We start from the raw sequence: 24,506 nt of genomic DNA, 5'->3' as shown, positions 1-24,506 counted from the left end.
GACTCGTCACCGCGCAACATACCGGCGCAATAACTTCCCTTTACTGTTCGCAATCGCGAATACAACTCTGTATACAAACTCCGAAAGGGCCGTAGATGCCTGCTGTCTCGAAGCGCATGTCCGTCAAGCGCGTCATGGTCGTTCCCGCAGCTCTGGCTGCATTGAGCCTGGTCGCCACCGCCTGCGGCAGCAAGGCGAGCGACACCACCTCCGCGGACGGCGGCGGCAGCACAGCCACCTCGTGCGTGGACACCTCGGGTGACACCATCAAGGTGGGCTCGCTCAACTCCCTGTCCGGCACCATGGCGATCAGCGAAGTGACGGTGCGTGATTCGATCGCGCTGGCCGTCGAGCAGATCAACGCAGCCGGCGGCGTCAACGGCAAGCAGATCGAGGTCGTCGCCGAGGACGGCGCGTCCGAGCCCACTGTGTTCGCCGAGAAGGCCGAGAAGCTGATCAGCAGCGATTGTGTCGCAGCAGTTTTCGGCGGTTGGACCTCGTCGTCGCGCAAGGCGATGCTGCCCGTGTTCGAGGACAACGACGCTCTCCTCTACTACCCCGTGCAGTACGAGGGCCTCGAGGCGTCCAAGAACATCTTCTACACCGGTGCCACCACCAATCAGCAGATCATTCCGGCCCTGGACTACCTGAAAGAGAAGGGCGTCAAGTCGCTCTACCTGGTCGGTAGCGACTACGTCTTCCCGCAGACGGCCAACCGCGAGATCAAGGCCTACGCCGCGGCCAACGGAATCGAGATCAAGGGCGAGGACTACACCCCGCTCGGCTCGACCGACTTCTCCACCATCGTCAACAAGGTGCGCTCCGCCGACGCCGACGCGGTGTTCAACACCCTCAACGGCGACTCCAACGTCGCGTTCTTCCGCGAGTACACCAACGCCGGCCTCAAAGCTGCTGACATGCCGGTCATCTCGGTGTCCATCGCCGAGGAGGAAGTGGCGGGCATCGGAGCAGCCAACATCGAGGGCCAGCTGACCGCCTGGAACTACTACCAGACCGTCGACTCCCCGGAGAACACCAAGTTCGTCGCCGACTACAAGGCGAAGTACGGTGCCGACAAGCCCACCTCGGATCCCATGGAAGCCGCCTACACGTCGGTCTACCTCTGGAAGAACACTGTCGAGAAGGCCGATTCCTTTGCGGTGGCCGACATTCAGGCCGCGGCCGACGGCGTCAGCTTCGCCGCTCCCGAGGGTGAGGTCGTCATCGACGGCGACAACCACCACATCTCCAAGACCGCCCGCATCGGTGAGATCCGCCCCGACGGACTGATCTACACGGTGTGGGAGTCCCCCGAAGCAATTGCACCCGACCCGTTCCTCGAGACCTACGACTGGGCTTCCGACCTCAACTGACCACCACCCATGTGAGTGGAACTTCGTAGCCTGCTACGAGGTTCCACTCACATGCTCCGAAGGAGCTCCCCATGGACGTCGTGATCGGACAGTTGTTCACCGGCCTGTCGATCGGATCCATTCTTCTGCTCGCCGCCCTCGGGCTCTCACTGACGTTCGGTCAGATGGGCGTCATCAACATGGCGCACGGCGAGTTCATCATGGCCGGCTCGTACACGGCCTACGTTGTGCAGCAGATCGTCTCGACCGGCGGCGCATCACTGTTCATCTCGCTGATCGTCGGCTTCCTCGTCGGCGGCGCGATGGGTGTGCTGCTCGAGGTGACGCTGATCCAGCGCATGTACCACCGTCCACTGGACACCCTGCTCGTCACGTTCGGCGTCGGGCTCATCCTGCAGCAGCTCGCCCGCGATATCTTCGGCGCTCCGGCGGTCAACGTCGTCTCCCCGGAATGGCTGAGCGGCGGCGTCGACATTCTCGGTGCCGTGGTGCCCAAGACCAGAATCTTCATTCTCGTCCTCGCGGTCGTCGCCGTGGTCGCACTGTCGATCGCACTGAAGAAGACCGCAATGGGTCGACGCATCCGCGCGGTGGTGCAGAACCGCGACCTCGCGGAGACCTCGGGCATCTCGAGCCGCACGACCGACATCTCGACGTTCTTCCTCGGCTCCGGTTTGGCGGGAGTCGCGGGCGTGGCACTGACTCTGATCGGATCCACCAGTTCCACTGTTGGACAGAGCTATCTGATCGACGCCTTCCTCGTGGTCGTCGTCGGCGGACTCGGCCAGATCAAGGGCGCGGTGATCGCCGCCTTCGCCCTCGGAATCCTCAACTCGTTCATCGAATACAGCACCACGGCCTCGATCGCCAAGGTCATCGTGTTCGTCCTCATCGTGATCTTCCTGCAGGCCCGCCCGCAGGGCTTGTTCGCCGTCAAGACAAGGAGCCTGGTATGAGCGAGTTCATCGCCAAGCGCGGCGCTCTACTGGGATTCGCCCTCGCCGCGATCCTGCTGTTCGCCGTTGCTCCGGCCGTCCTCAGCGACTTCCGGTTGAATTTGCTGGGCAAGTTCATCTGCTACGCGATCGTGGCCGTCGGAATCGGATTGGCTTGGGGTCGTGGCGGAATGCTCACTCTCGGCCAGGGCGTGTTCTTCGGTATCGGTGCCTACATCATGGCCATGCACCTGAAGATTTCCGATGCAGATCTACGCGGCGACGACGTACCGGACTTCATGTCCATCGCCGGTATCCGTGAATTGCCTTCGTATTGGGTGCCGTTCACCTCACCCATCTCGACGATCCTGGGCATCCTGTTCGTGCCGGCCCTGGTGGCACTCGTTCTGGGACTCGGCGTGTTCAAGCGCCGAGTCAAGGGCGCGTACTTCGCGATCCTGAGCCAGGCCCTGGCCGCGGCCTTCGCCATCCTGCTCATCGGACAGCAGAGCACCGGCGGATCCAACGGGCTCAACAGGTTCCGCACGTTCTTCGGGTTCAACCTCAACGACCCTGCCAACAAGCAGATGCTGTTCTTCATCGCCGCAGGCGTACTGCTCGTCGTCGTCGCCATCACCCGCCAGCTGATGTACTCGCGCTACGGCGAACTGTTGGTGGCGGTGCGCGATCAGGAGGAGCGGGTGCGGTTCCTCGGTTACGACCCGGCCAACGTCAAGATCGTGGCATACGTGGCCGCGGCGTTCTTCGCCGGTCTGGCCGGGGCACTGTTCGTTCCGATCGTCGGCATCATCTCTCCCAACGACGTCGGCATCGTCCCGTCCATCGCGTTCCTCATCGGCGTCGCCATCGGCGGCCGCACCACCCTTCTCGGCCCAGTCCTCGGTGCCCTCGGAGTCGCGTGGGCTCAGACCACGCTGTCCGAGCAGTTCCCGTCCGGTTGGACGTACGCGCAGGGTCTGCTGTTCGTGGTGGTCGTCGGATTCTTCCCCGCAGGCATCGCCGGACTCTTCGCACTGCGCAAGCGAAAGCAGGAAGCCGAATCGGTCCCCGAGTCGAGCGCAGAACCAGAGAAGGAACTCGCACGATGATTCATGTCGAAGGCCCGCAGCCCACGTTCGGCGGCAACGCCGGCATGTCCAGTCAGTACCTCGAAGTCCGCGATCTGACGGTCAGTTTCGACGGTTTCAAGGCCAACACGAACGTCGATCTGACGCTGATGCAGGGCGATCTGCGCTTTCTCATCGGACCCAACGGTGCCGGCAAGACCACGCTGATCGACGCCATCACCGGTCTCGTTCCGGCCACCGGCTCGGTCACCAAGTCCGGCGTCGAACTGCTGGGCAAGAAGGTGCATCAGATCGCCAGGCTCGGCATCGGCCGAACCTTCCAGACCGCCAGCATCTTCGAGAATCTGACGGTGCTGCAGAACCTGGACATCGCCGCCGGATCCGGACGATCGGTACTGACGATGTTGCGTCGTCGCGGATCGGTGCTGCCTGCCATCGAGGAGGCCCTCGAGACCATCGGTCTGACGGCCGAAAGGGACAAGGCGGCCGGAATCCTCGCGCACGGTCAGAAGCAGTGGCTCGAGATCGGGATGCTGTTGGTGCAGAACGCCGACGTGCTTCTGCTCGACGAACCGGTGGCAGGCATGAGCCACGAGGAACGCGAGGAGACGGGCCAGCTCCTGCAGCGCATCGGCGGTGAGCGGACCGTGGTGGTGGTCGAGCACGACATGGACTTCATGCGCATGTTCGCCACCTCGGTGACGGTGTTGGCTGCCGGACGCGTTCTGGCCGAGGGCACAGTGGCCGAGGTACAGGCCGACCCGAAGGTCCAGGAGGTCTACCTCGGCACCGCAGCGGCGGGCGAGGAACTCGAACAGATCGCAGAAGAGGGAGCCGGTCATGCTTGAACTGGTCGACGTGCGTACCGGTTACGGCCGCAGCGAGGTGATTCACGGTGCGTCGCTGACGGTTCCGGCCGACGGTGTCGCCGCGGTGATGGGCCACAACGGTGCAGGCAAGACAACACTGCTGCGCGCAGCGGTCGGATTGTTGAAAGTGAACTCCGGCAAGGTCATGTTCGACGGTGAGGACGTCAGTGCGTTGCGACCCAGCGCTCGCGTCGCCCGTGGCCTTGCCTACGTGCCGCAGGGTCAGCAGTCGTTCGGCCAGTTGACGACGGCCGAGAACCTGCAGGTGGTGGCCGACGGGCGAAAGCGCGGGAAGGCATTGATCGACGAGGCACTGGATCTCTTTCCGGCGCTGAAGGAATTGCTCGGCCGCAGAGCGGGATTGCTCTCGGGCGGGCAGCGCCAGCAACTCGCCATCGCGCGGGCATTGATCACCGAACCTCGGATGCTGATTCTCGACGAGCCGACCGAGGGTATCCAGCCGTCGGTGGTCGCCGAGATCGAACGCACCATCCTCGAGCTCACTCGCCGCGGTGGTCTCGGAGTGCTACTGGTGGAGCAGCACATCGGCTTCGCCCTCGAGTCGGCGCAGAACTATTATATCCTCGAGGCCGGCCGCATCACCTCGACCGGCGTCGGCGGTAGCGAGTCCGAGGCCGACGTGCGCGCAGCCATGGCGATCTGACCGGACGAATCGTGCCGCGCAGTGACCTTCGCGAGAAGGTCTATTCGTCACTGCGCCGGGATCTGATCTCCGGTGCCATCAGCTCCACCGAGCGGCTCGGCGAGGAGCGTCTCGCCGAGTTGTACGGGGTCTCACGCACTCCCGTGCGGGAGGCCCTGGCACGGTTGCAGGCCGACGGCCTCGTCACCCGCGACGAGGCCGGCCTGCACGCCTATCGACCCCGACTCGGCGACCTGCCCGATCTTTACGAGTTACGGGCCACACTCGAGGCCCGCGGCATCACACGTTCGACGTCGCAGTCCTTCGATCGGGCAGCACTGTCGACTCTGCTGGACACCTGGGTCGCGCTACGCACCGACCCACCGGACACCACCGACGACCTGGTGGCGCTGGACGAGAACTTCCACGTCACATTGCTTGCGGCGTCCGGCAATTCGGCACTCACCGAGGCGCTGTGCGCCGTCAATGCCAAGGTACGTCCGGTACGGATACTCGGCGGACTCGATGCATCGGCCGTCGTCTCGGCGATCGATCAGCACATCGACATCGTCGAGCACGTATTGGCGGGGACCCTCGATACGGCTCTGGAACTACTTCTCGCCCACATCGATTCCTCGCGCGATCGAGTGGTCGAGCGAGCCCAGCAGGCCGCGGCCCTGGCGGGTGCCGTACGGATCTGACAGTGTCAACCGCGCCCCGACAGGATTCGATCGATGTCGTCGAGTACGGCCTGTCCGCCCTTGGGTCCGACGCCGGTGATCCAGTAGGACAGATCCACCGCATGCGGATTGGGCAGCGCGGCTGCATTGTCGGTGATCGACGCCGGGATCGCCGCCGGGTCCGACGGATCGGTGGCGGTGACGACGATCAAGTCCGCTGCCGCCTGGGCTGCCAGCTCGGGTGAGAGGTCGACCGAGATCTCGTCGGCCCACTCCGGCCGCGGCGGCGTGGTGAACCCTGCGCACTCGAGGGTGCTGCCGGCGAACGAGGACGGTCCGTACAGGGTCAGCTCGCCGCTACGAGGCCGGATGAGTTGCGCTGTCTTCCCTTCGGTTCCGAACTCTTCGGCGATCTCACCGCACCGGTCGTCGTATGCGGTGAGCAATTCCTCCGCCTTCGACTCCCTGCCGAGAATGCGCCCGACGAACCGGACACTCTCACGCCACGGATCGGACTGGGAGGCGATGAATACCGTCGGCGCAAGGGCGGAGAGTTGATCGTAGTACTCGGCGTGCCGAGTCTCGGTGCCGAGAATGAGGTCGGGTTGCAGGGCCGCGATGTCCTCGATGGTCGGTTCGGCCACCGTGCCGACGGTCGCGATGCCTGCCGCTTCGGCACCGAGATACGACGGCACACCGCTCACCTCACTGAGCACCGCGGTGCCGACGGGTACGACGCCGAGCGCGACGGAAGTGTCGAGCTCGACCGGCTCGAGTGTGACCACGCGCAGTGGGGTTTCCGGAACGTCGACCGTTCCGCGGACGGTCTCGATCGATCGCGTTGCGCTGCCTGCCCCGTCGGAGGTGGCCTCGGTGGACGAACACGCCGTCGCAGTCATACCGAAGGCGGCGACGGTGAGGGCGAGGGCCGTGATGCGGGCATGGGACTTCGTCAAGGGTCCTCCGAGGGAAAGTTGTGCTGGATAACAAGGAGGTTAGCCTACCCTTCTACGTCCCGGTGACGTCCGGCCGGGCAGTCGGTACGGTGTGGCTGTGACCACACCACGCATTCCGTCCGGTACCGCCACAACTCTCGGGCCCATCAACTGGGTCATCTGCAAGGTGATCGCCAAAGGTGCGGGGGTGCCCAATCCCCACCTGTTCACCACCCTCGGGCGCACCGGCGGCCTGTTCCGAGCGTGGCTGTTCTACAGCGGGCACCTGATGCCCGGCGGCAAGATCTCGCGCAAGGAATCCGAGATGGTGATCCTGCGCGTGGCGCACCTCCGAGAATCCGCGTACGAGATGGACCACCACGTTCGGCTCGGCAGGCGCGCAGGCATCGACCGCGACCTGCTGGAGTCGATCAAGACCGGACCCGATGCACCGGGTCTGTCTTCGCGCTACCGCGCAATTCTGACCGCCGTCGACGAGCTCGTTGCCACCAAGACCCTCGCCGACGCCACCTGGGCGGAGCTCGCGACGCAGTTCGACGAACGTCGACTCCTCGAGTTCATGCTGTTGGTCACCCAATACGACGGCCTGGCAACCACTCTCGGCACCCTGCGCGTCGAACGCGACTACACCGAACGCTGAAGATGCCCACCGATCGTCCGATACCCACCTCGCGGGCCGCGCGGGGAAGCGCCCTCGGCCGCGCGGTGGCCGGTCAGGCCATCCGCGGTGCCGGGGCCCGGATGTCGATGATCGGTCGGTCCGAGGAACTGCGAGAACGGATCTCGGAGAAACGATCGCTTCAGGCAGCCGATCAACTCGTGACAGTGCTCGGCAGCATGAAGGGCGCGGCGATGAAGCTGGGCCAGATGCTCTCGGTACTCGACCTCGCCCTGGTACCCGAGCAGCATCGACAACGCTTCCAGGACAAGCTCGCCGCTCTGCGCGATCGCGCACCGGAAGTCGATGTCGAGGTGATGCTGTCCGTCATCGAGGACGACCTGGGCGAGACCGTGGAGAACCTCTTCGCAGACTTCGATCGACAGCCCTTTGCCGCAGCCTCGATCGGCCAGGTCTATCGCGCCCACCTGCCCGACGGCCGAGCCGTCGCCGTCAAGATCCAATACCCCGGAGTCGACGCGGCCGTGCGCGCGGACCTGAAGAACCTGGCACTGTTCCTCGAGTTCTGGCGCAACGCATTGCCTGCAGTGGCGGCACCGGAGCTGATCGAAGAACTACGGCAGAATCTCGAGCGGGAGCTCGACTACATCGAAGAAGCCCGCACCCAATCGGTCTTGGCTCGACGATTTCGCGGTCACCCGTTCGTCGCCGTTCCCGACGCGATCGAGGAACTGTGCACGCGGCGAGTTCTCGTCACCGAGTTCTTCGACGGCGTCTCGTTCGATCACATCCGCTCGCTACCGGTTGCCGAGCGTGATCGCATCGGCGAGATCGTCTACCGCTTCTACATCGGTTCGCTCTACCTGTACGACGAATTCTGCGGGGACCCACATCCGGGAAACCTCCTGCTCGGCACCGACGGCCGCGTGGGATTCATCGACTTCGGTCTGTTCAACCGCATGCGAGCAGAACACGTCGCGTTCGAGATCGACTGCTTACGGATGGCTTCGGAGGAACGCGGTGAGGATCTGCTCGCCACAATGATCGCCCGCGGCATCGTCGACGCGTCCTCCGGGGTCACCCCCGACGAGTGTCTCGAGTACGTCTACGCGGCGTCCGAATGGAACCTCGTGGACCGGGCGATGACAGTGACACCGTCGCTGGCGTCGAGTGGTCTGATGCTCGCGATCGATCCGCGCGGCGGTCAATTCACCGGTATGAAGCGACAGAACCTGCCTCCCGAGCACCTGTTCTCACGTCGCGCAGATTTTCTGACGTTCGGCGTTCTCGGCCAGCTGGGAGCAACGGCCAACTGGCACAGGATCGCTCGGGAATGGATCTACGGAGACTCCCCCGCCACCGAACTCGGCGTCGCCGAGCAACAGTGGCGAGACCGGGCCCAATAGTCGTTCCGCAGGCTCCACTCCCGGAATAGATGATCCGCTACTGGGTGACGCGAAACTTCTTGCCCGCTGCGGTGCCGAGTCGATTGAGCGGCGCCATGATGTCTTGATAGCGCGGGCCGATGATGCGAGGAATGGCGTCGAAACCACGTGCGTCCGGGCCGATGAGCACTCGTGGCTTGTTCTTCTCCACGCCCGCGAGAATGACCTGTGCTGCGCGAGTGGGTGTTGTTCTGGCGATCCGCTGGAACGCTTCGGACACCTTGTCGGCGTCGCCCAGGCTGTCCATGCCTCGGGCGTTGGCCACGATGTTGGTCTTGATGCCGCCCGGGTGCACGCACGTCACGCCGACGGGGTGTCGCCCGATCTTCATCTCCTGACGCAAGGCCTCGGTGAATCCGCGAACAGCGAACTTGGCGGAATTGTAGGCACTTTGGCCCGGGATACCCATCAGACCGAACACGCTCGAGATGTTCACCAGATGCCCCTCGCCGGAGTCGATCAACGCGGGCAGGAAGGCCTTGGTGCCGTTGGCAACTCCCCAGAAGTCGACGTTCATGACCCACTCGAAGTCGTCCCAACTCATGTCGAGCACGTCCGCATTCAGCGCGACTCCGGCGTTGTTGACCACGAGGTCGACCCGGCCGAAGTCGCTCACAACCGAGTCTGCGTGGAAGTACATCGCGGCGCGGTCGGACACGTCCAACTCGTACGAACGGGTCTTGGCCCCGGCCTTCTCGCACGCAGCCACCGTGTCGGCGAGTCCGCTTGCGTCGACATCGGACAGCGCGAGTTGCGCACCCCGGCCGGCCAGGTCGATCGCCAGTGCTCGTCCGATGCCCGAGCCGGCTCCGGTGACGACGGCGACTTTGTTTCCGAGATTCTTCATACGTTCACGTTCTCTTTCGCTTGCAGCAGTTCGTATTCGGCGGGATCGATCGTGCGGGTACGCAGCCAGTACTGCCAGGTGAAACCCGGCCAGACGGTTCGGTTCACCCCGGTGCTGTCGAGATACCAACTGGTGCAACCGCCGGTGCTCCACACCCCGTTTCTCAGCTTGCGCTGTATCTCTGTGTCGAAGCGGTCCTGTACCTGCTCACGAACGGCGATCGCATCCGCGTCGCTCTGCTCGACCATTTGCACTGCCCGCAGCACGTACTTGATCTGTTGCTCGATCATGAACACCACCGAGTTGTGACCGAGGCCGGTGTTCGGCCCGAGTAGGAAGAACGCGTTGGGATATCCCGCTGCGGTGATACCCAGGTGGGTTGCAATGCCGTTTTTCTGCCAGTGCTGCACAAGCTTTCGACCGCCGACGCCGGCGACGTTCATGCTGTCGAAGCCGTCGGTGACGTGGAAGCCCGTCGCATAGACGATGACGTCGACCTCGCGTTCGGTGCCGTCACGGTCGACGATCGAGCGTTCGCGTACCTCGGCGATGCCGCCGGTGATCACCTCGGCACGTGTGGAATTCAGCGCCTTGTAGTACGTGTTGGAGCCGAGGATTCGCTTACAGCCGATTCGGTAGCTCGGGGTGAGCTTCTCGCGCAGTGTCGGGTCCGAGATCTCTCTGCGGATGAAGCGTCTGCCTGCGAATTCGACGGGACGCAACAGCGAGGAGTGGCCGTTGAGGCCGATGGCCAACGCCTCCGCGCTCCAGTACACCGAGTTCCGAAAAGCTCTCCGTAGCAGCGGTACCCGTGCGAACACTCGTTGCACCACCGTCGGCACCGAGAAGTTCCGACGCGGCAGTACCCACGCCGGTGTGCGTTGATACAACTGCAACTGCGCCACTCGTCCGGCGATTTGCGGCACGAATTGCACTGCGCTCGCACCGGTTCCGATCACGGCCACTCGCTTGCCCGTGAGATCGACCTCGTGGTCCCACCTGGCCGAGTGGAACGCCTTGCCGGTGAAGTTCTCGATGCCGGGGAGCGTCGGGATGTTCGGTATGTGGAGCGCACCGACGCCCGAGACCAGGAACTGTGCGATGTACTCGTCTCCCTCGGCGGTGCTCACGTGCCAGCGCGCCTGTCTCTCGTCCCAGTACCCGCCGGAGCAGGTGCTGCCGAAACGGACGCTCCGGCGCACGTCGTACTTGTCGGCGAGGGACCTCAGGTACGCGAAAATTTCGGGCTGACCCGACCACATCTTCGACCAGTACGGATTCGGCTCTCCCGACAGCGAATACAGGTGCGACGGCACATCGCAGGCGCATCCGGGGTAGGTGTTCTCGCGCCAGGTTCCGCCGACCTCGTCTGCCTTCTCCAGCACCAGGAAGTCCTCGCGCCCGCGCTTACGGAGTTCGATCGCCATGCCGAGCCCGGAGAACCCCGTCCCGACGATCAGCACACCCGTGCGGTGCACCGTCATCGTCGACCGTTCGATGGCACTACACCGGTCAGTCTCCACAGCGCTGCGGTGATAGTGCCGTCGAGCATCCCGGCCGAATCGAGGAAGGCAACGGTGTTCTCCGCATCCCGCCGCCTGATCTCGGATCGCCGACGCCGCGATGCGAACGCGCCCCGAGCAGGACTGATGCCGATGGATCGGTACACCTCGAACGACACTCCGAGACGAAGAATCACGTTGGCCAGCAGAGCGAGCAGCACACGGTTGTACGCGCGAGCCACCGCATTCGAGTTGCTCTGAGCAGCAACCACTTCCGATCGAGCGGACGCAAAACGATCGGCGCTCCCGAGCCCATGGATCTTCACGGCCTGTCGAACGTGGGGCTCGATACCGGGGTCGGTCACCGCACCGGCCATCGACCGAGCGAAGGTCTCCTCGACCAACAAGATGGACGCATGCGATGCTGCACCCAGCGGTAGAAAGCCCAACAGCTTGACGGCTGTGGTCGTGCCCCGCGGCGGCTTGTAGGGTGCCACTTCCGTGGCGCGAACCAGCCGTCCGAAAGTGATCGTGGTCCGCGAACCGCCCGCAACCTCGTCGAGAGCATTGCGAGAATCGGCGCTGTTGAGCCCCTCCTCCGCTACTCGCCTGAGCTGGGTTCCGATCAGCATGGCCGACAGATACGACACCGTGCTCCATCTGCTCACTGCCTCGTGCAGAGCCAAGGTACGCCGGTCCTGCTCGGCCAACCTGCCCCACAGGCGGGTCCCGTACAACGTCACCGAGTCTCGCGGCAACGCCGACGCCTCACTCTGCCAGGGTGATTCCCAGTCGATGTCGACGTGCGGATCGTACTGAACCGCCGACGAGCGTGGGCTCATGCCAGATCGTCCGGCATTGCCCGCGTCATTTTCCACAGGCGACGGGTCACAACGCCCTCGCACATGCCGGCATCGGCGAAGAACCGAATCATGGGTTCGGAGAAGAACTGCATGTTGGTCTTGTAGGTGGGGCTGGCCATTGCGGTGACGATCCCGCGAATCGGATTGATACCGACGGATCTGTACACGCGCGGATTGATCAGTGCGAGGTACGTGAAGTTGGCGATCGTCGCAAGGATGACGCGGTGGACCGCACGGTTGACCCGATTGGTCGATTTCATCGCCCGCACCATTTCCTCACGGGCGTAGGTGATGTGCCGGGATTCCTCGATCACGTGAATGCGCATCATCTGCCGCAGGTGCGGCTGCATTTCGGGATCGTTCTGAGCTTCTCGCTGCGCCCGATCGAGTACCTCCTCGATGAGAAGCGTCCCGCCGTAGGTCGCCGGCCCGAGAGGAAGAAACTGACCGATCTTCGCGATGATCAGACCCGCTCTCGGCATGAGGTACGGCTTCAGGCCCGCCTTCTCGATCAGCTTTCCGAACATGATCGAGTGGCGCGATTCCTCGCCCACCTCGGCTATCGAGTACATCGAATGGTCGGAGAAAGTCCCTTTTCCGAACACCCGTAACAGGTTTGCGCTGAGAAAACCCTCGGCGTAGATACCGAACGAGAGAATGCTGACGATCTCGTGCCTACCCAGTTCGCGACGCTGCTCTTCGGAGAGCTTGTCCCACAGCTTGGTTCGGTAGAGCGAGACTCGATGCTCCGGCATCCACCGCATACCGTCGACTACCGGAGCAGCCCAGTCGATGTCGATTTCGCCATCGTAGAACTTGTTGGCAGTCGACTTCAGCAAGCGATTCGCGGTTTTCTCACGAGGCCCGACGGCCCGCGCCCGGGTGGCGGACAGGTCCTCGGTCGTCAGCACCGTGCGCCCCGCGGCCCCCACGCCACTCACCCGTTCATCGACACTTGCTCGCTTCACAACCGATCCCCCTCGTGATCGATGACGCCCCCGCGACTTCTTGTAACCGAAACTCGCGGTAGCCAGTACCGGCGGTAGTAGGTAATATGACGAGTGTGGTTCAAGTCACCGGACGTGTCAACCCCGAACATGGTCGTCACTCGTCCCACTGCAAGAAAATCGATGCGCGTACCGAGCGCTGGCGGGAGCACCGACTTCAGGTGCGCAAAGACCTGGTCGCCGCTGCTCTGGTGGCAATCGAGGTTCACGGTCCGAACGTGAGCATGGGCGACATCGCGAAGGTCGCCGGTACGGCCAAGCCCAAGCTTTACCGGCATTTCGCCGACCGATCGGATCTGCATGCCGCGATCGTCCAGCACGTCCAGGACCTGCTGTGGGACCGAATCATGGGCACCGTCAACCTCTTCGAGGATTCGGTTGCCGATCTGATCGATCATGGCGTTGCCGCGTACGCGGCAGTGGTCACCGATCACCCCAATCTGTTTCGGTTTCTCGTGCACGGCCACTTCCTGACCCGGACCGGCGACCGCCGGACCGCAGACGGCTCCGCGGGTGACCCGGCCCTGGATTCCGCGCGAACCGCGTCGAACATGGTCGCCCGCGTGCTGGCCGACGCCATACAGGTACCGGCAGTGGACAATTCGACCGTCGAGATGGTGTCCTATTCGACGTTCGGAGCGGTGGCGACCGCGACGGACTGGTGGCTGGGTAGCTCCGACCAGCACGAACCCGCCATGACGATCGAACGATTCACCGCCCATCTGGCGGCCATCGTGCGCGGACTCGTCGAGTCCTCGAGTGCGCTCCTCGAAATTCGCATCGAATCCGATCGCCCCATGCATCTCGCATTCGTTCGCGACCAGGAGGAAGTAACCCGTGAGTGATCTATCCGGCAAGCCCGACTACCGCGGCCCGGCCATGCTGACCTTCGACAATCCGGCCGCGGAGTTCGATGTTCAGATCGATCTACGGGGGCACTCCCAACCCATCGACGGCGTCTTCCGTTGGTACGGACGAGTACGGCCACACGAAGCACTCCAGGGGTTCATGGAGGCCGCAGGCAGCAGCCGCAAGGGCAGACTCAGCACCGACAGCGGTGACGTGCCCGTCCTGGTGAGCGACGTGGACCCATGGGGCCGATACCGCTTGCAGGGCAACGGGATGCCGCCGTATCCGCTCGAACCCGAGGAAGAAGACCCGGACAGCGGGGCCGACGGCGTCGTTGCGCCGAAACTCGAGAGTCGGGCTCTCGAACGCGCCGCGGCGCTGCTCGAACCCGAATTTCGCGCGGGTGCCGTCACCACCGACGGCTATGTGGAACTGCTCGGCGGCACGCCTGCACCGTCACCCACGGCGGCCAGCCGGGCCATGAACAACCCGCTGGTGGCGTCTATCTACGAAAAGCTCTGGCGGCCCGCCGGCGTCGCGATGATGGGAGTCGGCGGACTGTCCATGTCCGCCGAACGGGCAAAGGCCGTCGCAGACCTGCGCCTGTCCGGAGCCATGAGTGTGTTGGACGTGGCATCAGGACCGGGAAATTTCACCAGGTACCTCTCCGACCACCTGAGCGGTGATGGCATCGCCATCGGGTTCGACATTTCCGAGCAGATGATCAGGCGTGCCGTCCGCGACAATCGCGGTCCTCACGCCGCCTACATGCGAGGTGATGCGCAATCACTTCCCTTCGCCGACAACACGTTCGACGCCGTCTGCTGCTACGCGGCTCTCTACCTGATGCCCAACCCGCTGACAGTCGTCGATGAACTGATCCGCGTCCTTCGCCCCGGCGGCCGGATTGCAATCATGACGAGTTACGGCCGCAGTGCCGCGCCGGTGAAGTCGATTCTGGGTGCGGTGTCGGGACACATCGGGATCCGCATGTTCGACAAGAATCAGTTCACGTCGATCTTCGAGACACACGGCATGACCGAGATCGAGCAGGAGGTGCGCGGCCTCGCGCAGTTCGTCAGCGCTACCAACAGCGCTACCAACGCCCGCTGAACCGACGGACCTAAGTCTTGGGTCCGTAGTCACTCACGATCCACTGCCCGTCCTGATCGGTGACCGTCACCAACAGAAGGTTGGGCACCTTGCCGGGGTCGGGCTGTTGCACGTTCTGCGTCGTCTGCTGAGCGAACACCGCAACCTTGTACTCGCCTCCGGACTCGGAATCGATTGCTGCCGACAGAACTTCGCCGGTCGCCACCACCTGGGACTCGTTCATGATCGCCGTGAGCGCCTCGCGGACACCGTCGTACCTGTCTTGCAGGGACTGCGACGCCCCCTGATCGACACCCTCGAAGAAGGCGTCGAGATTGCGGTAGTCGTACGTCAACGACCGCGCGGTGTATTCGGTCGCCGTGTTCAACGCCATCTGCCGGTCCTGATCATGGGTACGCTCGTCGGCCAGATCGCCTGCTGCCGAACGCCACAGCACACCGAACACCACCGCGAGCGCAATGCCCGGTACCGCGGCAGCGACCACGGACCACCGAATTCGCCGGCGTCGGGTGGAGTTCTCGGGCACTGCCGCCTTCTCCTCGGGCATTGCCGTGTTCTCATCGGGCACTGCTGCCTTCGCCTCGGATGCTTCTGTTTCGACCATGAGGGGGTGACTCCTGTCAGTTCGGAATTTCTACGGAGAGTTTCGCCGGGCCGCCGGGAGGAAACAACGTCTGCAATACGTCCACGATGGACCCCGCATCTACCCGCATCGGCTTGATGGGTTCGGTGTACGGCTTGAGAAGCGTTGCGATCAGAGCCAAGTCGGGCGACAGAGGCGTGAGATATTCGTCGATCTTCGGTCCGATCTTTCCGAGCGGATCGTCCCAGACGTCCGCGCCGACGTAGGAATACTGGTTGAAGCCCTCGAGCAGATTCGCGACACCCGCGCCCGTCGCACCCACGTACGGTGCGGCGTCGGTCATCACCGGGCCGTATCCGTACGCGTTGCGTCCCGCCTGCTGAGCATTGTCGTACAGGCGTCGAATTTCGCCGCTCTTGTCGCGCAGGGTCGCCGCCAGGAATCGGAAGGCTTCCACCAGACGGTCGACATCGCCTTCACGACCGTCGATCGCAGCCGATGCGGTCTCCGTCAATCCCGTCAACGCGTTCGTATCCAGTTGTGATGCAAGGGAATCACCCAGGCTCAGTGCTTCGCTGACGGTGACGGACGCGCGTACGTGATCGCTGCCGATCACGTCCCCGTCCGTGAGGTACGGCCCGCCCGTCCCTCGTGGGCGTAGATCCATGTATTGCTCGCCCGCGGCAGACAGGTTTGCGACGACCACCTCCGAGTCCTTCGGAATGCGGTGGGCGGCGTCGAGCGCGAGCGTGACGTCCAAACCACTCGGCACCACGGCGATCGACTCGACCCGGCCGACCTGGATTCCGCGGGATGTCACCTGCGAGGTATCCATCAGTCCGCCGGAAGTCTCCATGTGGACCACCACGTGGTCGGTCGTTCGGGTCGGATCGATGTCGAGTACACCGACAACCAGGTACCCCACGCTGGCCACCGTCATCACCACCAGCGCAACGAGCGAGACCACTGTGCCCGGCTTCATCGGACGATCCCGATGCCGCGCAGAATCCCGATCATGTTGTCGGCGAGGGCGCTCGGACCTTGGTCGGTCGACACCGACCGAACTGCAATGTTGGGCGTGGACTCGAAGTACGGAATCAAGCGCTCTCGCAACAGGGTATTGACCTTGTCCACGTTCATCGGCACCGTGGTGTCGGCGTTCGAGATCGTGATCAGAGCCGGCGCGATGATGTCGACGGCATCCTCGAGTTCCGGATATGGGCCCGCGAGAACGTCACCGATGTTCTGCGACATGTATCCCAGCATGAAGATCATGTGTACAACACTGAACAGGACCTCGGACAGGCCCTCCGATCGCTTCGGACCGAGCTCGAGCACGCGTTCGACACCGTCGCGCTGCGACACAACGGTATTCGAGACTCCCTCCGCAGCTGCGAGTATCCGATCGATCTCGCCGGTGTTGTCACCGATATCGGTCAGCGCAGTCCGAGCGGCCAGATTGATCTTGTCGACCTCGGCCGGATCCGGAGGAACAGCGGCGTTGACGTTGTCGACCGCCTCCTGCAATTGCACGTAATGACCGCCGGTCACGATGTTCGACAGTCCTCGCAGCACGTCCTCGACGTTGTCGGCCGGCACCGTCCGCTCCATGGGAATCACGTCACCATCTCCAAGGTACGGTCCCTCCGAGCCCGAGCCCGAGCTCACCGCGGGATCGGCCGGTGGCTGCAGCGAGATGTAGATCTCTCCCAGAATCGACGACTGCCGAAGCTCGGCGACGGTGTCGGTGGGTAGCTGAACGTCGGCGGACAGGTCGACCGTCGCCACAGCAGTGGAACCCACGAGGTCGACCTTGTCGAGAACGCCCGCATCGACGCCTTCGACGATGACCTTCGCCTTCTCGGGAAGATTGAGGACACTGGCGAATTCGATCTTCAGAGAGTACTTGTCTCCGGACACGTAGCTACCGGGAATCGGAAGGTCTGCCGGGTCGACGCTGCACGCCGACAGCAGCGCAACACAGCACAGCCCGGCGGCGACGCGCCTCATCGCCATCCCGCCGAACCGAGTACCAGCTGCACCAGTCCGACGTCGATGACATCGCCGCGCTGCTGGTTCGCCGAACACGTCGGTGCGTACTTGTTGAGCAGCGCACAGACCTCGTTGGGCGAGTTGGTGTCGATCTCGAACTGCGGCGGGTGATAGATCACGCGACCACTCTTGGAGTCGTTGTCGTACATCGTCATCAAGTTCTGCCCTATGGTCGGCACCTGTTCCAGAATGTCCTTGATATCGCCCACCCGTCCGAGCAGCACATCGACCACGGGGGCCGCCTGGTCGAGAAATGCGTAGACCTTGTCGTCGTACTTGGCGACGTTGCGCGCAAGTGGCGGAATGAATTCGGTCGTGAGGGCGACGGTGGTGCCGAACGACTGGGTGAACTCCGACAGCGTGATCATTCCTCGTTTGAGGTTGTCGAGCAGCTTCGCCACCTCGGGCCAGCTCACCACGAACGTATCGATCAGACCGTCGAGGTTGTCGATCAGTCGCCGCACGGTCGTGTCACGGTCGGCCGGATCGCCGACCAGTTGGGCCAGTTGGCGCAGGCTGTCGTTGAGCTGGGCACCGGATCCTCGCAGCGAACCATCGACCGAACGAAGTGTGTCGCCCAGGATTTCCTCGTGCTTGCCGTCGGCGTCTGCCGGACCCAGCAGGTCCGACGCCAGCCCCGATACGGCATCGAGGGTGTCGCTGATCCCCAGCGGGGTTCGAGTGCGTTCCAACGGAATACAGTTCGCACGATCGAGTTCGGGCCCGTCGGTGTACGGCTTCGTGAATTCCACGTGCCGATCGGTGACGATCGAGCTCGACAGTGTCACGGCTCCGACGTCGGCGGGGAGCCTGAGACCGTCGTCGACATCCATCGTGACCACCACTGAGCCGTCGGTGTTCTCGATATTTTTCACCGTTCCGACGGTCACGCCGAGCATCGTCACCGAATTGCCCTCGTACAACCCGACCGTGTCGCCGAACTCGGCACACAGTGAGGAACTGGTCGGGGCGGTGTCGATGACCGCGGTCGCCGATGCGACCGAACCGACGAGCGTGACCACCACTGCTGCCGCCACGGCGATCCGCACGGTTCTGCGTCTCATCAGCACACTCTCCCCGGCAATGGAATACACACGCCGACACCGACGACCGTGTCCTGTGACTGATCGATCACGGGACCTTCGCCCCCGCCGATCAGGGCGGCGAGGCCGTCCGTGCTTTGCTGCATGGTCGTGATCGCTCCGTCGAAGTCACCGAGCTGTGCGAAGAGCTTCTGGGTGATCTCTTCGAGTTGGACGATCGACGGCTCCAGCCCCTTTTCGAACGCGACCACGGGTCGATGGAAGAGCTTGAACATTCGTCCCAGAAGGTCGAAGGCGCTGACGACGTCTGCGCGCTTGTCACCGAATCCCTTTGTCAGGGTGCCGAGTTCACGTACCAGCTCGGTGAGCATCACACGATCGGCGGCCAACGCGCCGACGTACTCGTCCGATACGACGAGTCCACGTTCGAGCTGATCCGAGCGGGTGGCGATCACGTCGGTCAGCGAGGACAGATTGTCCACGATGGCCCGGGTCGACTGTGGCTGCGTGCTGACGGCCTCGTCCAACTCGGCCACGGTCTGGCGCAGCGTCGACCCGTCGATATCTCGAACCAGCGGTGTTGCTTGCTGGATCGCGTCGGACAGCTCGTACGGAAGTTCGACTCGTTCCGGAGGGATCGGCGTCGAGCCGAGCTCGCCGTCACCGTGCGAGGTGAGCATGACGTAGTGACCACCGATCGGTGTCAGCAACTTCACGGTCATCGTCGACGCATCCCCGACGAACACGTCCGATCGAACGCTGAAGTCGACGTCGACATGATCACCAGCCAGCTCGACCGAGCGCACCGAACCGACGGAGATACCGGCGATTCGAATTTCGTCACCGGGCTTCACCCCTGCTGCCGAACCGAACTCCGCAGTGTAGGTCCGCTCACCGAACGGGATCGTGTACAGCGCAGCCGCGGCGAGGAGGAGCACCACAGCGAACGCGACACCGACTGTGCCCCAGAAGAAATGGGTCTTGTTCTCCGATTGCTCGTCGCGAACACCCTTGCGAACCACCCGTGTCATTTGCACACCACCAAATTTTGCCCGCCGAGCACTATCTGGCCGATGCCCGGGATGTCTTGTTGCCCATGACTGCAGGTGTAGGTCCGGCTGCCCGGCTTGGGGATGCTTGCGTTCAGTCCCGTCAACAGGGACGGTGTGAGCGCGAGCAACTCGGTGACCTGATCGGTCTGAGGAAGCAACCGACGCAGCGCACCATCGACCGGTGCGTAACTGTTGTCGTACGCATCTTGCAAACTCTCCAGCAGACCGACGAACGGGGCGAGCCCGTAGTTGGCCTGGTCCAACGAGGCCAGTACCCCGTCCATCTGGGTGCTGAGCTTCGACACCAAACCGTGCAGCTGTTCGAGAAGGTCGGCAACGGAAGAGGACTGACCACCGATCGAATCGGAGATCTGGCCGAGATTGTCGATCAGCAGTCCGATGATCGACTCGCGCTGAACCGCGAACTGGGTGATGCGGTCCACGTCCCGGAGCACCGGCCCCAGGCCGGAACCATCACCCTGGACCATGCGGAGAATATTCTCCGTGAACTGATTGAGCTGCGCGGTGTCGAGGGTGTCGAAGATCGGTTTGAAACCGTTGAACAGTGTGGAGATATCGAACGACGGAATCGAGTGATCCAGCGGTATCGTCTCGTCGTCCGCCAGCGGGGCACCTGCGGCGGCGTCCTTCTGGATCAGCTCGACATACCGCTGCCCGAGGAGGTTCTGATAGCGGACAGCGGCTTGTGTGTTGGCGAAGATCGGCCGCTGGCCTTCGATCTCGAACTCGACTCGCGCGATGCCTCCGTCGAGTTCGACCGACGAGACCTTGCCGATCTGTACCCCGGACATGCGCACGTCGTCACCGGCGTACAACCCCGATACGTCTTCGAATTCGGCACCGTAGGACGACAGCGGCCCGGTGACCGGGGTACGAAGGGCGGCAACGATGATCACCGCACACAGCGCGGTCACCGTGAAGAAGACGAGCAGTTTGATCGCTGGGCCGGCTACGTTCTTCACCTGTTCGCCTCCTCGTGTGCGGCAACGGCTCCGGCCAGATTGGGCATGGTCTCGACAATCAGATCGAGTTGCAACTGCGGCTTGCCGTCGACGATGGGGAATGCGTCGGAGATGCCGTCGAGCACCTGTGGCACCCGGTTGTAGCTGGGCGCGAAGGTGCCGATCGATGCCGTGATGGGCACGAGAAGATCGAGCGTCGTCGACAGCAGTTGGGTCAGGTCCGGATTGTTCTTCTTCAGCAAGTCGCCCACGGGAACCATCAACTGATCGCTCAGGCCGTCGTTGGCGGCGATGGTCCTGGCCCGATCTTCGGGGGCCTCCACGTACACGCTCTTGTCCACCACTCCCACCACCAGGTCGAGCAGGGGCGGAATCAGGTTCGCGATTCCATCACCCAGTTCTGCCCCTCGGTGCAGCTTCCAGGCCAACGGATCGATCTGGTGGTCCGCCATCATCTGTGCAGTATCGAAGTACGGCTTCAGATTTCGACTCACCTCGACAGAGGTGTTGGAGATGACGTCCAGCAGGTGCTGCACTTGATCGGTGTCGAGAACTGCGGTGAGGTCGGCGACTCGCCGGAACACACCGGTGACAGTTGCACCCCGCTGGTTCCCGGATATCTCGAGCGTCGAGTTCGCGGCGAGGGGACTTCCCGTCCCGTCCGACACCAATTCGATTGCAGTGGAACCGAACACATTCGACGACGAGAACTGCGCCTGCATGGTGTCGGTCAGCTCACCCGCCTGACTCGGATCGATCTCCAATTGCAGTCTCTGACGTCCGAACCCGACGGTCTCGATGTTGTCCACCGTTCCGATCGACACACCACGGAACTTCACCTCCGACCCGGACGTCAGACCGTCCCCGACCGACGCTGCGTCCAGAGTCAGCCCGAACGGCGAGTCGAAGGCACCCTGCGCATACGCCGTGAGGCCGCCGGCCAGAACAGCCGCGGCAACCGCAACCGCCAGGCCCCGCAGACGGAGCGTAGCGGGACCGGCCGATCGACCGGTCAGATCGTCGAACACTGCCATCTCTACCCCGAAATCCTTATGCCCGAGTCGAATCCCCACAGAACCAACGTCATGATCATGTCCAGCACCACCACAGCGACGAGGCTGGCTCTGATGGCACGTCCGGATGCACGCCCCACACCTTCCGGACCACCCGAGGCGTAGTACCCCTGATAACCGTGGATCAGGATGATCGTCACGACGAAAACAGCCGCCTTGAGCAGTGAGAACAGCACATCCGTCGGCTGCAGGAATGCACTGAAGTAGTGGTCGTACGTGCCGGACGACTGTCCGCCGACCACGCGAACCACCACGGCGCACGATACGTAGCTGAGAATGAGTGTCAGCAGGTAGAGCGGCACGATCGTGACGATTCCCGCGATCACTCGGGTGGTGACGACGAACGGCATCGACTGTATGCCTTGAGCTTCGAGGGCGTCGATCTCTTCCGAGATACGCATCGCACCGATCTCGGCCGTCATCCGACATCCTGCCTGCGTCGCGAATCCGATGGCCGCGATCATCGGGGCCAGTTCGCGAGTGCTGGCGTACGCCGAGATGAAACCGGTCAACGGCTCCATGCCCACCATGCCGAGGGAATTGAATCCTTCGATTCCCACGGATGCACCCACCGCGACACCCAACACCACCAGAACCGAGACCGTTCCGCCACCGACGATCAATTTGCCACTGCCCCAGGTGATATCACTGAGGATGAGCAGCATCTGACGCTGGTAGGAGCGAACGGTGTGGGGGATGGCCGCCAGCACCTTGACGCAGAACGTGAGCTGATGACCCAGCATTTCGAGGACATCGAACGGCTTGCGCCCGAGATATCTGACGCCACGCGTGAGATGGGCGGTGCCGTGCACTGTGTACCGAGAAGGAGTTGCCATCTCAGCCCAACTTCTGTGGCATGAACATCGCAACCAATTGAGTGATGACGACGTTGACGGTGAATGCGGACACCACACCGAGAACCACGGAGGCGTTGACCGCGTTGGCGACGCCTCGCGGTCCGTGGGCGGCGGACAACCCGCGGTGGCAGGCGACGATGATGACGATGACTCCGAAAATCTCGGTCTTCACCAGAGCTACGACGAGGTCTGCCACCGAAGCGAAGGACGCAAACGAGCTGATGTAGCTGCCGGGCGTCCCACTCTGAAAGCCGACGTTGATCGCATAGCCTGCGGCCAACCCCATGAAGATGATGAGGATGCACAGGAACGGCGCCACCAGCAGGATGGCTGCGAGCCGCGGCGCAACGAGTCTGCGCACCGGGTCGATTCCCATCGTCGACAGGGCATCGATCTCGTCACGGATGGTGCGCGCTCCCAGGTCGGCAGCGACCGCCGCGCCTGCGGCGCCGCCCAACAACAGCGCCGCAACGATCGGGGCACCTTGACGAATCACCCCGAGGCCACCTGCGGCTCCCGCGATGGACGTCGCACCGATCTGATCGGTGAGACTGCCGACCTGGACGGACACGATGACGCCGAACGGAATGGACACCAATACTGCTGGAATCACGGTGACGGTGACGACGAACCAGGCTTGGTCGATGGTGTCGCGCCACGGATGACGCAGCATGACGACATCGCGAAAGAGGTGAACGAAGGCAAGTACGCCCAGTTCCAGGGTCTGACCGAATGTTCTGAATCCACCGGACACCCCGTCGCTGACGCGCGCGAGCGTCGAGGTTCGCGACGACAATTCCCCACCCCCAGGCCTTACGAGAAGCGCGACTCCCCCGCGCAGAATCGAAAGCTACCAGCCTGCACTCGACCAAGTGACGTTTTCATCAACAGCTGGGCTATGACTGTTCACAGAATCGATAGCACTGCTTCATGATTCGAGTTCGGACCACTCGCCCCGCTTTACTGATACTTTAATTTTCCACCGACTACTGGGAGAAACAGATTGACCACCCCTCCGGATCGCACTCGCATCGAATTCCCCGATATCTCCTCTCGCACGTGGGAGCACCCGTCGGACCGAGCTGCCCTGGTCACCCTGCGCACCCTCAAAGGGTTCGACACCGTTCTGCGCACGCTGTCCGGGCTGTTGCGCGAACGACAGCATCGCCTGATGTACCTCGCCACCGCAGTGCGCGTCGACGAACGCCAATTCAAGGACCTGAACGACCTGCGTACCGACTGCGTGCAGATTCTCGGGGCCGAGGAGACACCCGAACTGTTCGTGGTTCAGTCGCCGATGGTCAACGCGTTCACCATCGGCATGGACCGCCCGTTCATCGTCCTGACCACCGGCATGCTCGACATCATGACCTACGAGGAGCAGCGATTCGTCGTCGGCCACGAACTGGGCCACGCGCTGTCCGGTCATGCGGTGTATCGAACCGTGCTGATGCATCTGATGCGCCTCGCCGGCACCGTCGGCTGGGTTCCGGTGGGCGGCTGGGCCCTGCGCGCGGTCATCGCCGGCCTGATGGAATGGCAGCGCAAGTCCGAATTATCGGGTGACAGAGCAGGATTGCTGTGCGGACAGGATGTGCACACCGCGATCCGCGTGCAGCTCAAGTTGGCGGGCGGCGCACGCATCAGCGAGATCGACGTCGACGCATTCCTCGAGCAAGCTGCCGAGTACGAGGCCAGTGGGGATCTGCGTGACGGCGTACTCAAACTGCTCAATCTCGAACTACTCTCGCACCCCTTCTCCGTGCTCCGCGCCGCCGAGCTCGAGAAGTGGGTCGACAGCGGCGAGTACGCGACCGTACTGCGAGGCGAGTACCCGCGCAGGTCCACCGACCACGAGGCCAAGGTGTCGGAGGAGTTCCGTAACGCGGCGCGCACCTACAAGAACAACTTCGACACCTCGGAGGACCCGCTGATCAAAACGGTTCGCGACATCGGAAGTGGCTTCACCGGTGCCGTCGACGCCGTCGGCAACGGAATCGGCGACGTGGCGTCGGACATCAAGGGCAGGTTCGATCACTGGCGAAAGTCGTAGGCAGAGCACACAGAACGAACG

25 protein-coding genes are annotated in these 24,506 nt (G+C 63.2%); 11 read left to right on the top strand and 14 right to left on the bottom strand.

What is annotated here, in order from left to right; all coding sequences use genetic code 11:
* Positions 1–95: 95 nt before the first annotated feature.
* The 6 genes from urtA (at position 96) to CH286_RS13710 (ending at position 5,609) form a co-directional block, all read left to right on the top strand.
* Positions 96–1,373: an urea ABC transporter substrate-binding protein gene (gene urtA, locus CH286_RS13735; protein WP_032401813.1), complete on the top strand. Its 1,278-nt coding sequence runs from the start codon at positions 96–98 to the stop codon at positions 1,371–1,373.
* A gap of 71 nt (positions 1,374–1,444) precedes the next feature.
* A complete protein-coding gene (gene urtB / locus CH286_RS13730; RefSeq protein WP_094609468.1) occupies positions 1,445–2,329 on the top strand; it encodes an urea ABC transporter permease subunit UrtB in 885 nt (294 codons plus the stop codon).
* Complete coding sequence (gene urtC, locus CH286_RS13725; protein WP_032380316.1) at positions 2,326–3,417, top strand: urea ABC transporter permease subunit UrtC; 1,092 nt, start codon at positions 2,326–2,328, stop codon at positions 3,415–3,417. Before urtB ends, urtC begins: the two co-directional genes overlap by 4 nt.
* On the top strand, positions 3,414–4,244 hold the full coding sequence (gene urtD, locus CH286_RS13720) for an urea ABC transporter ATP-binding protein UrtD (RefSeq protein WP_032380315.1): 831 nt from the start codon (positions 3,414–3,416) through the stop codon (positions 4,242–4,244). The genes urtC and urtD overlap by 4 nt, the downstream gene beginning before the upstream one ends.
* Positions 4,237–4,929 carry an urea ABC transporter ATP-binding subunit UrtE gene (gene urtE, locus CH286_RS13715; RefSeq protein ID WP_032401810.1) on the top strand — a complete coding sequence of 231 codons (693 nt, stop codon included), beginning with the start codon at positions 4,237–4,239 and terminating at the stop codon, positions 4,927–4,929. The genes urtD and urtE overlap by 8 nt, the downstream gene beginning before the upstream one ends.
* 11 nt (positions 4,930–4,940) lie before the next feature.
* Positions 4,941–5,609 carry a GntR family transcriptional regulator gene (locus CH286_RS13710; RefSeq protein ID WP_032401809.1) on the top strand — a complete coding sequence of 223 codons (669 nt, stop codon included), beginning with the start codon at positions 4,941–4,943 and terminating at the stop codon, positions 5,607–5,609.
* Between the two features lie 5 nt (positions 5,610–5,614).
* On the opposite strand, the gene CH286_RS13705 is transcribed toward CH286_RS13710, so the two are convergent.
* The gene (locus CH286_RS13705) at positions 5,615–6,544 is read right to left on the bottom strand and encodes an ABC transporter substrate-binding protein (RefSeq protein WP_094609467.1); all 930 of its coding nucleotides are present in this window, start codon (positions 6,542–6,544) and stop codon (positions 5,615–5,617) included.
* Between the two features lie 91 nt (positions 6,545–6,635).
* Between CH286_RS13705 and CH286_RS13700 the strand changes: the two genes are divergently transcribed.
* Complete coding sequence (locus CH286_RS13700) at positions 6,636–7,184, top strand: carboxymuconolactone decarboxylase family protein (RefSeq protein WP_094609466.1); 549 nt, start codon at positions 6,636–6,638, stop codon at positions 7,182–7,184.
* Positions 7,185–7,186: 2 nt separating this feature from the next.
* The gene (locus tag CH286_RS13695) at positions 7,187–8,569 is read left to right on the top strand and encodes an ABC1 kinase family protein (protein WP_094609465.1); all 1,383 of its coding nucleotides are present in this window, start codon (positions 7,187–7,189) and stop codon (positions 8,567–8,569) included.
* 37 nt (positions 8,570–8,606) lie between these two features.
* On the opposite strand, the gene CH286_RS13690 is transcribed toward CH286_RS13695, so the two are convergent.
* From CH286_RS13690 to CH286_RS13675, 4 genes are read right to left on the bottom strand one after another with little or no spacing between them, the layout of a single operon-like run.
* Complete coding sequence (locus CH286_RS13690; RefSeq protein ID WP_032401805.1) at positions 8,607–9,455, bottom strand: SDR family NAD(P)-dependent oxidoreductase; 849 nt, start codon at positions 9,453–9,455, stop codon at positions 8,607–8,609.
* Complete coding sequence (locus CH286_RS13685) at positions 9,452–10,939, bottom strand: flavin-containing monooxygenase (RefSeq protein ID WP_032401804.1); 1,488 nt, start codon at positions 10,937–10,939, stop codon at positions 9,452–9,454. Before CH286_RS13685 ends, CH286_RS13690 begins: the two co-directional genes overlap by 4 nt.
* Positions 10,936–11,799 (bottom strand): diiron oxygenase, encoded by an 864-nt coding sequence (locus CH286_RS13680; protein WP_032401803.1) that lies wholly within the window; start codon positions 11,797–11,799, stop codon positions 10,936–10,938. Before CH286_RS13680 ends, CH286_RS13685 begins: the two co-directional genes overlap by 4 nt.
* Complete coding sequence (locus CH286_RS13675) at positions 11,796–12,752, bottom strand: AurF N-oxygenase family protein (protein WP_052058266.1); 957 nt, start codon at positions 12,750–12,752, stop codon at positions 11,796–11,798. Before CH286_RS13675 ends, CH286_RS13680 begins: the two co-directional genes overlap by 4 nt.
* A 131-nt stretch (positions 12,753–12,883) precedes the next feature.
* On the opposite strand from CH286_RS13675, the gene CH286_RS13670 reads away from it, so the two are divergent.
* Complete coding sequence (locus CH286_RS13670; protein ID WP_242640209.1) at positions 12,884–13,672, top strand: TetR/AcrR family transcriptional regulator; 789 nt, start codon at positions 12,884–12,886, stop codon at positions 13,670–13,672.
* Positions 13,665–14,789 carry a DUF4873 domain-containing protein gene (locus CH286_RS13665; RefSeq protein ID WP_094609464.1) on the top strand — a complete coding sequence of 375 codons (1,125 nt, stop codon included), beginning with the start codon at positions 13,665–13,667 and terminating at the stop codon, positions 14,787–14,789. The genes CH286_RS13670 and CH286_RS13665 overlap by 8 nt, the downstream gene beginning before the upstream one ends.
* 10 nt (positions 14,790–14,799) lie before the next feature.
* On the opposite strand, the gene CH286_RS13660 is transcribed toward CH286_RS13665, so the two are convergent.
* The 9 genes from CH286_RS13660 to CH286_RS13620 form a co-directional block, all read right to left on the bottom strand.
* A complete protein-coding gene (locus CH286_RS13660) occupies positions 14,800–15,393 on the bottom strand; it encodes a hypothetical protein (RefSeq protein WP_094609463.1) in 594 nt (197 codons plus the stop codon).
* A gap of 16 nt (positions 15,394–15,409) precedes the next feature.
* Complete coding sequence (locus CH286_RS13655; protein WP_094609462.1) at positions 15,410–16,354, bottom strand: MlaD family protein; 945 nt, start codon at positions 16,352–16,354, stop codon at positions 15,410–15,412.
* Positions 16,351–17,382, bottom strand: coding sequence for an MlaD family protein (locus CH286_RS13650; protein ID WP_176458235.1), 1,032 nt, complete (start codon positions 17,380–17,382; stop codon positions 16,351–16,353). The genes CH286_RS13655 and CH286_RS13650 overlap by 4 nt, the downstream gene beginning before the upstream one ends.
* Positions 17,379–18,488 carry an MCE family protein gene (locus CH286_RS13645; protein WP_141215844.1) on the bottom strand — a complete coding sequence of 370 codons (1,110 nt, stop codon included), beginning with the start codon at positions 18,486–18,488 and terminating at the stop codon, positions 17,379–17,381. The genes CH286_RS13650 and CH286_RS13645 overlap by 4 nt, the downstream gene beginning before the upstream one ends.
* Complete coding sequence (locus CH286_RS13640; protein WP_094609459.1) at positions 18,488–19,498, bottom strand: MlaD family protein; 1,011 nt, start codon at positions 19,496–19,498, stop codon at positions 18,488–18,490. The genes CH286_RS13645 and CH286_RS13640 overlap by 1 nt, the downstream gene beginning before the upstream one ends.
* Complete coding sequence (locus tag CH286_RS13635) at positions 19,495–20,502, bottom strand: MCE family protein (RefSeq protein WP_037148787.1); 1,008 nt, start codon at positions 20,500–20,502, stop codon at positions 19,495–19,497. Before CH286_RS13635 ends, CH286_RS13640 begins: the two co-directional genes overlap by 4 nt.
* Entirely contained in the window at positions 20,499–21,536 is a 1,038-nt protein-coding gene (locus CH286_RS13630; protein ID WP_094609458.1) for an MlaD family protein, read from the bottom strand. Before CH286_RS13630 ends, CH286_RS13635 begins: the two co-directional genes overlap by 4 nt.
* Positions 21,537–21,538: 2 nt before the next feature.
* The gene (locus CH286_RS13625; RefSeq protein WP_230592377.1) at positions 21,539–22,318 is read right to left on the bottom strand and encodes an ABC transporter permease; all 780 of its coding nucleotides are present in this window, start codon (positions 22,316–22,318) and stop codon (positions 21,539–21,541) included.
* A 94-nt stretch (positions 22,319–22,412) separates the two neighbouring features.
* Positions 22,413–23,153, bottom strand: a complete 741-nt coding sequence (locus tag CH286_RS13620) for an ABC transporter permease (RefSeq protein WP_371828243.1) — start codon at positions 23,151–23,153, stop codon at positions 22,413–22,415.
* A 282-nt stretch (positions 23,154–23,435) separates the two neighbouring features.
* Between CH286_RS13620 and CH286_RS13615 the strand changes: the two genes are divergently transcribed.
* Positions 23,436–24,485 (top strand): M48 family metallopeptidase, encoded by a 1,050-nt coding sequence (locus CH286_RS13615; protein ID WP_032401797.1) that lies wholly within the window; start codon positions 23,436–23,438, stop codon positions 24,483–24,485.
* Positions 24,486–24,506: the final 21 nt, after the last annotated feature.

The sequence above is a fragment of the Rhodococcus sp. WWJCD1 genome (assembly GCF_002258735.1).
GTDB lineage: Bacteria > Actinomycetota > Actinomycetes > Mycobacteriales > Mycobacteriaceae > Rhodococcoides.
Note: the sequence above shows the minus strand (reverse complement) of the source record. Positions and strands in the feature narration are given on the sequence as shown.

What these genes read in the sequence shown, in the direction of transcription:
- CH286_RS13640 (WP_094609459.1), bottom strand. Translation starts at nt 19,498, where the DNA reads ATGACACGGGTGGTTCGCAAGGGTGTTCGCGACGAGCAATCGGAGAAC.
- CH286_RS13660 (WP_094609463.1), bottom strand. Translation starts at nt 15,393, where the DNA reads ATGGTCGAAACAGAAGCATCCGAGGCGAAGGCAGCAGTGCCCGATGAG.
- urtB (WP_094609468.1), top strand. Translation starts at nt 1,445, where the DNA reads ATGGACGTCGTGATCGGACAGTTGTTCACCGGCCTGTCGATCGGATCC.
- CH286_RS13655 (WP_094609462.1), bottom strand. Translation starts at nt 16,354, where the DNA reads ATGAAGCCGGGCACAGTGGTCTCGCTCGTTGCGCTGGTGGTGATGACG.
- urtA (WP_032401813.1), top strand. Translation starts at nt 96, where the DNA reads ATGCCTGCTGTCTCGAAGCGCATGTCCGTCAAGCGCGTCATGGTCGTT.
- CH286_RS13650 (WP_176458235.1), bottom strand. Translation starts at nt 17,382, where the DNA reads ATGAGGCGCGTCGCCGCCGGGCTGTGCTGTGTTGCGCTGCTGTCGGCG.
- CH286_RS13645 (WP_141215844.1), bottom strand. Translation starts at nt 18,488, where the DNA reads ATGAGACGCAGAACCGTGCGGATCGCCGTGGCGGCAGCAGTGGTGGTC.
- CH286_RS13630 (WP_094609458.1), bottom strand. Translation starts at nt 21,536, where the DNA reads ATGGCAGTGTTCGACGATCTGACCGGTCGATCGGCCGGTCCCGCTACG.
- CH286_RS13695 (WP_094609465.1), top strand. Translation starts at nt 7,187, where the DNA reads ATGCCCACCGATCGTCCGATACCCACCTCGCGGGCCGCGCGGGGAAGC.
- urtE (WP_032401810.1), top strand. Translation starts at nt 4,237, where the DNA reads ATGCTTGAACTGGTCGACGTGCGTACCGGTTACGGCCGCAGCGAGGTG.
- CH286_RS13685 (WP_032401804.1), bottom strand. Translation starts at nt 10,939, where the DNA reads ATGACGGTGCACCGCACGGGTGTGCTGATCGTCGGGACGGGGTTCTCC.
- CH286_RS13625 (WP_230592377.1), bottom strand. Translation starts at nt 22,318, where the DNA reads ATGCTGGGTCATCAGCTCACGTTCTGCGTCAAGGTGCTGGCGGCCATC.
- urtD (WP_032380315.1), top strand. Translation starts at nt 3,414, where the DNA reads ATGATTCATGTCGAAGGCCCGCAGCCCACGTTCGGCGGCAACGCCGGC.
- urtC (WP_032380316.1), top strand. Translation starts at nt 2,326, where the DNA reads ATGAGCGAGTTCATCGCCAAGCGCGGCGCTCTACTGGGATTCGCCCTC.
- CH286_RS13680 (WP_032401803.1), bottom strand. Translation starts at nt 11,799, where the DNA reads ATGAGCCCACGCTCGTCGGCGGTTCAGTACGATCCGCACGTCGACATC.
- CH286_RS13690 (WP_032401805.1), bottom strand. Translation starts at nt 9,455, where the DNA reads ATGAAGAATCTCGGAAACAAAGTCGCCGTCGTCACCGGAGCCGGCTCG.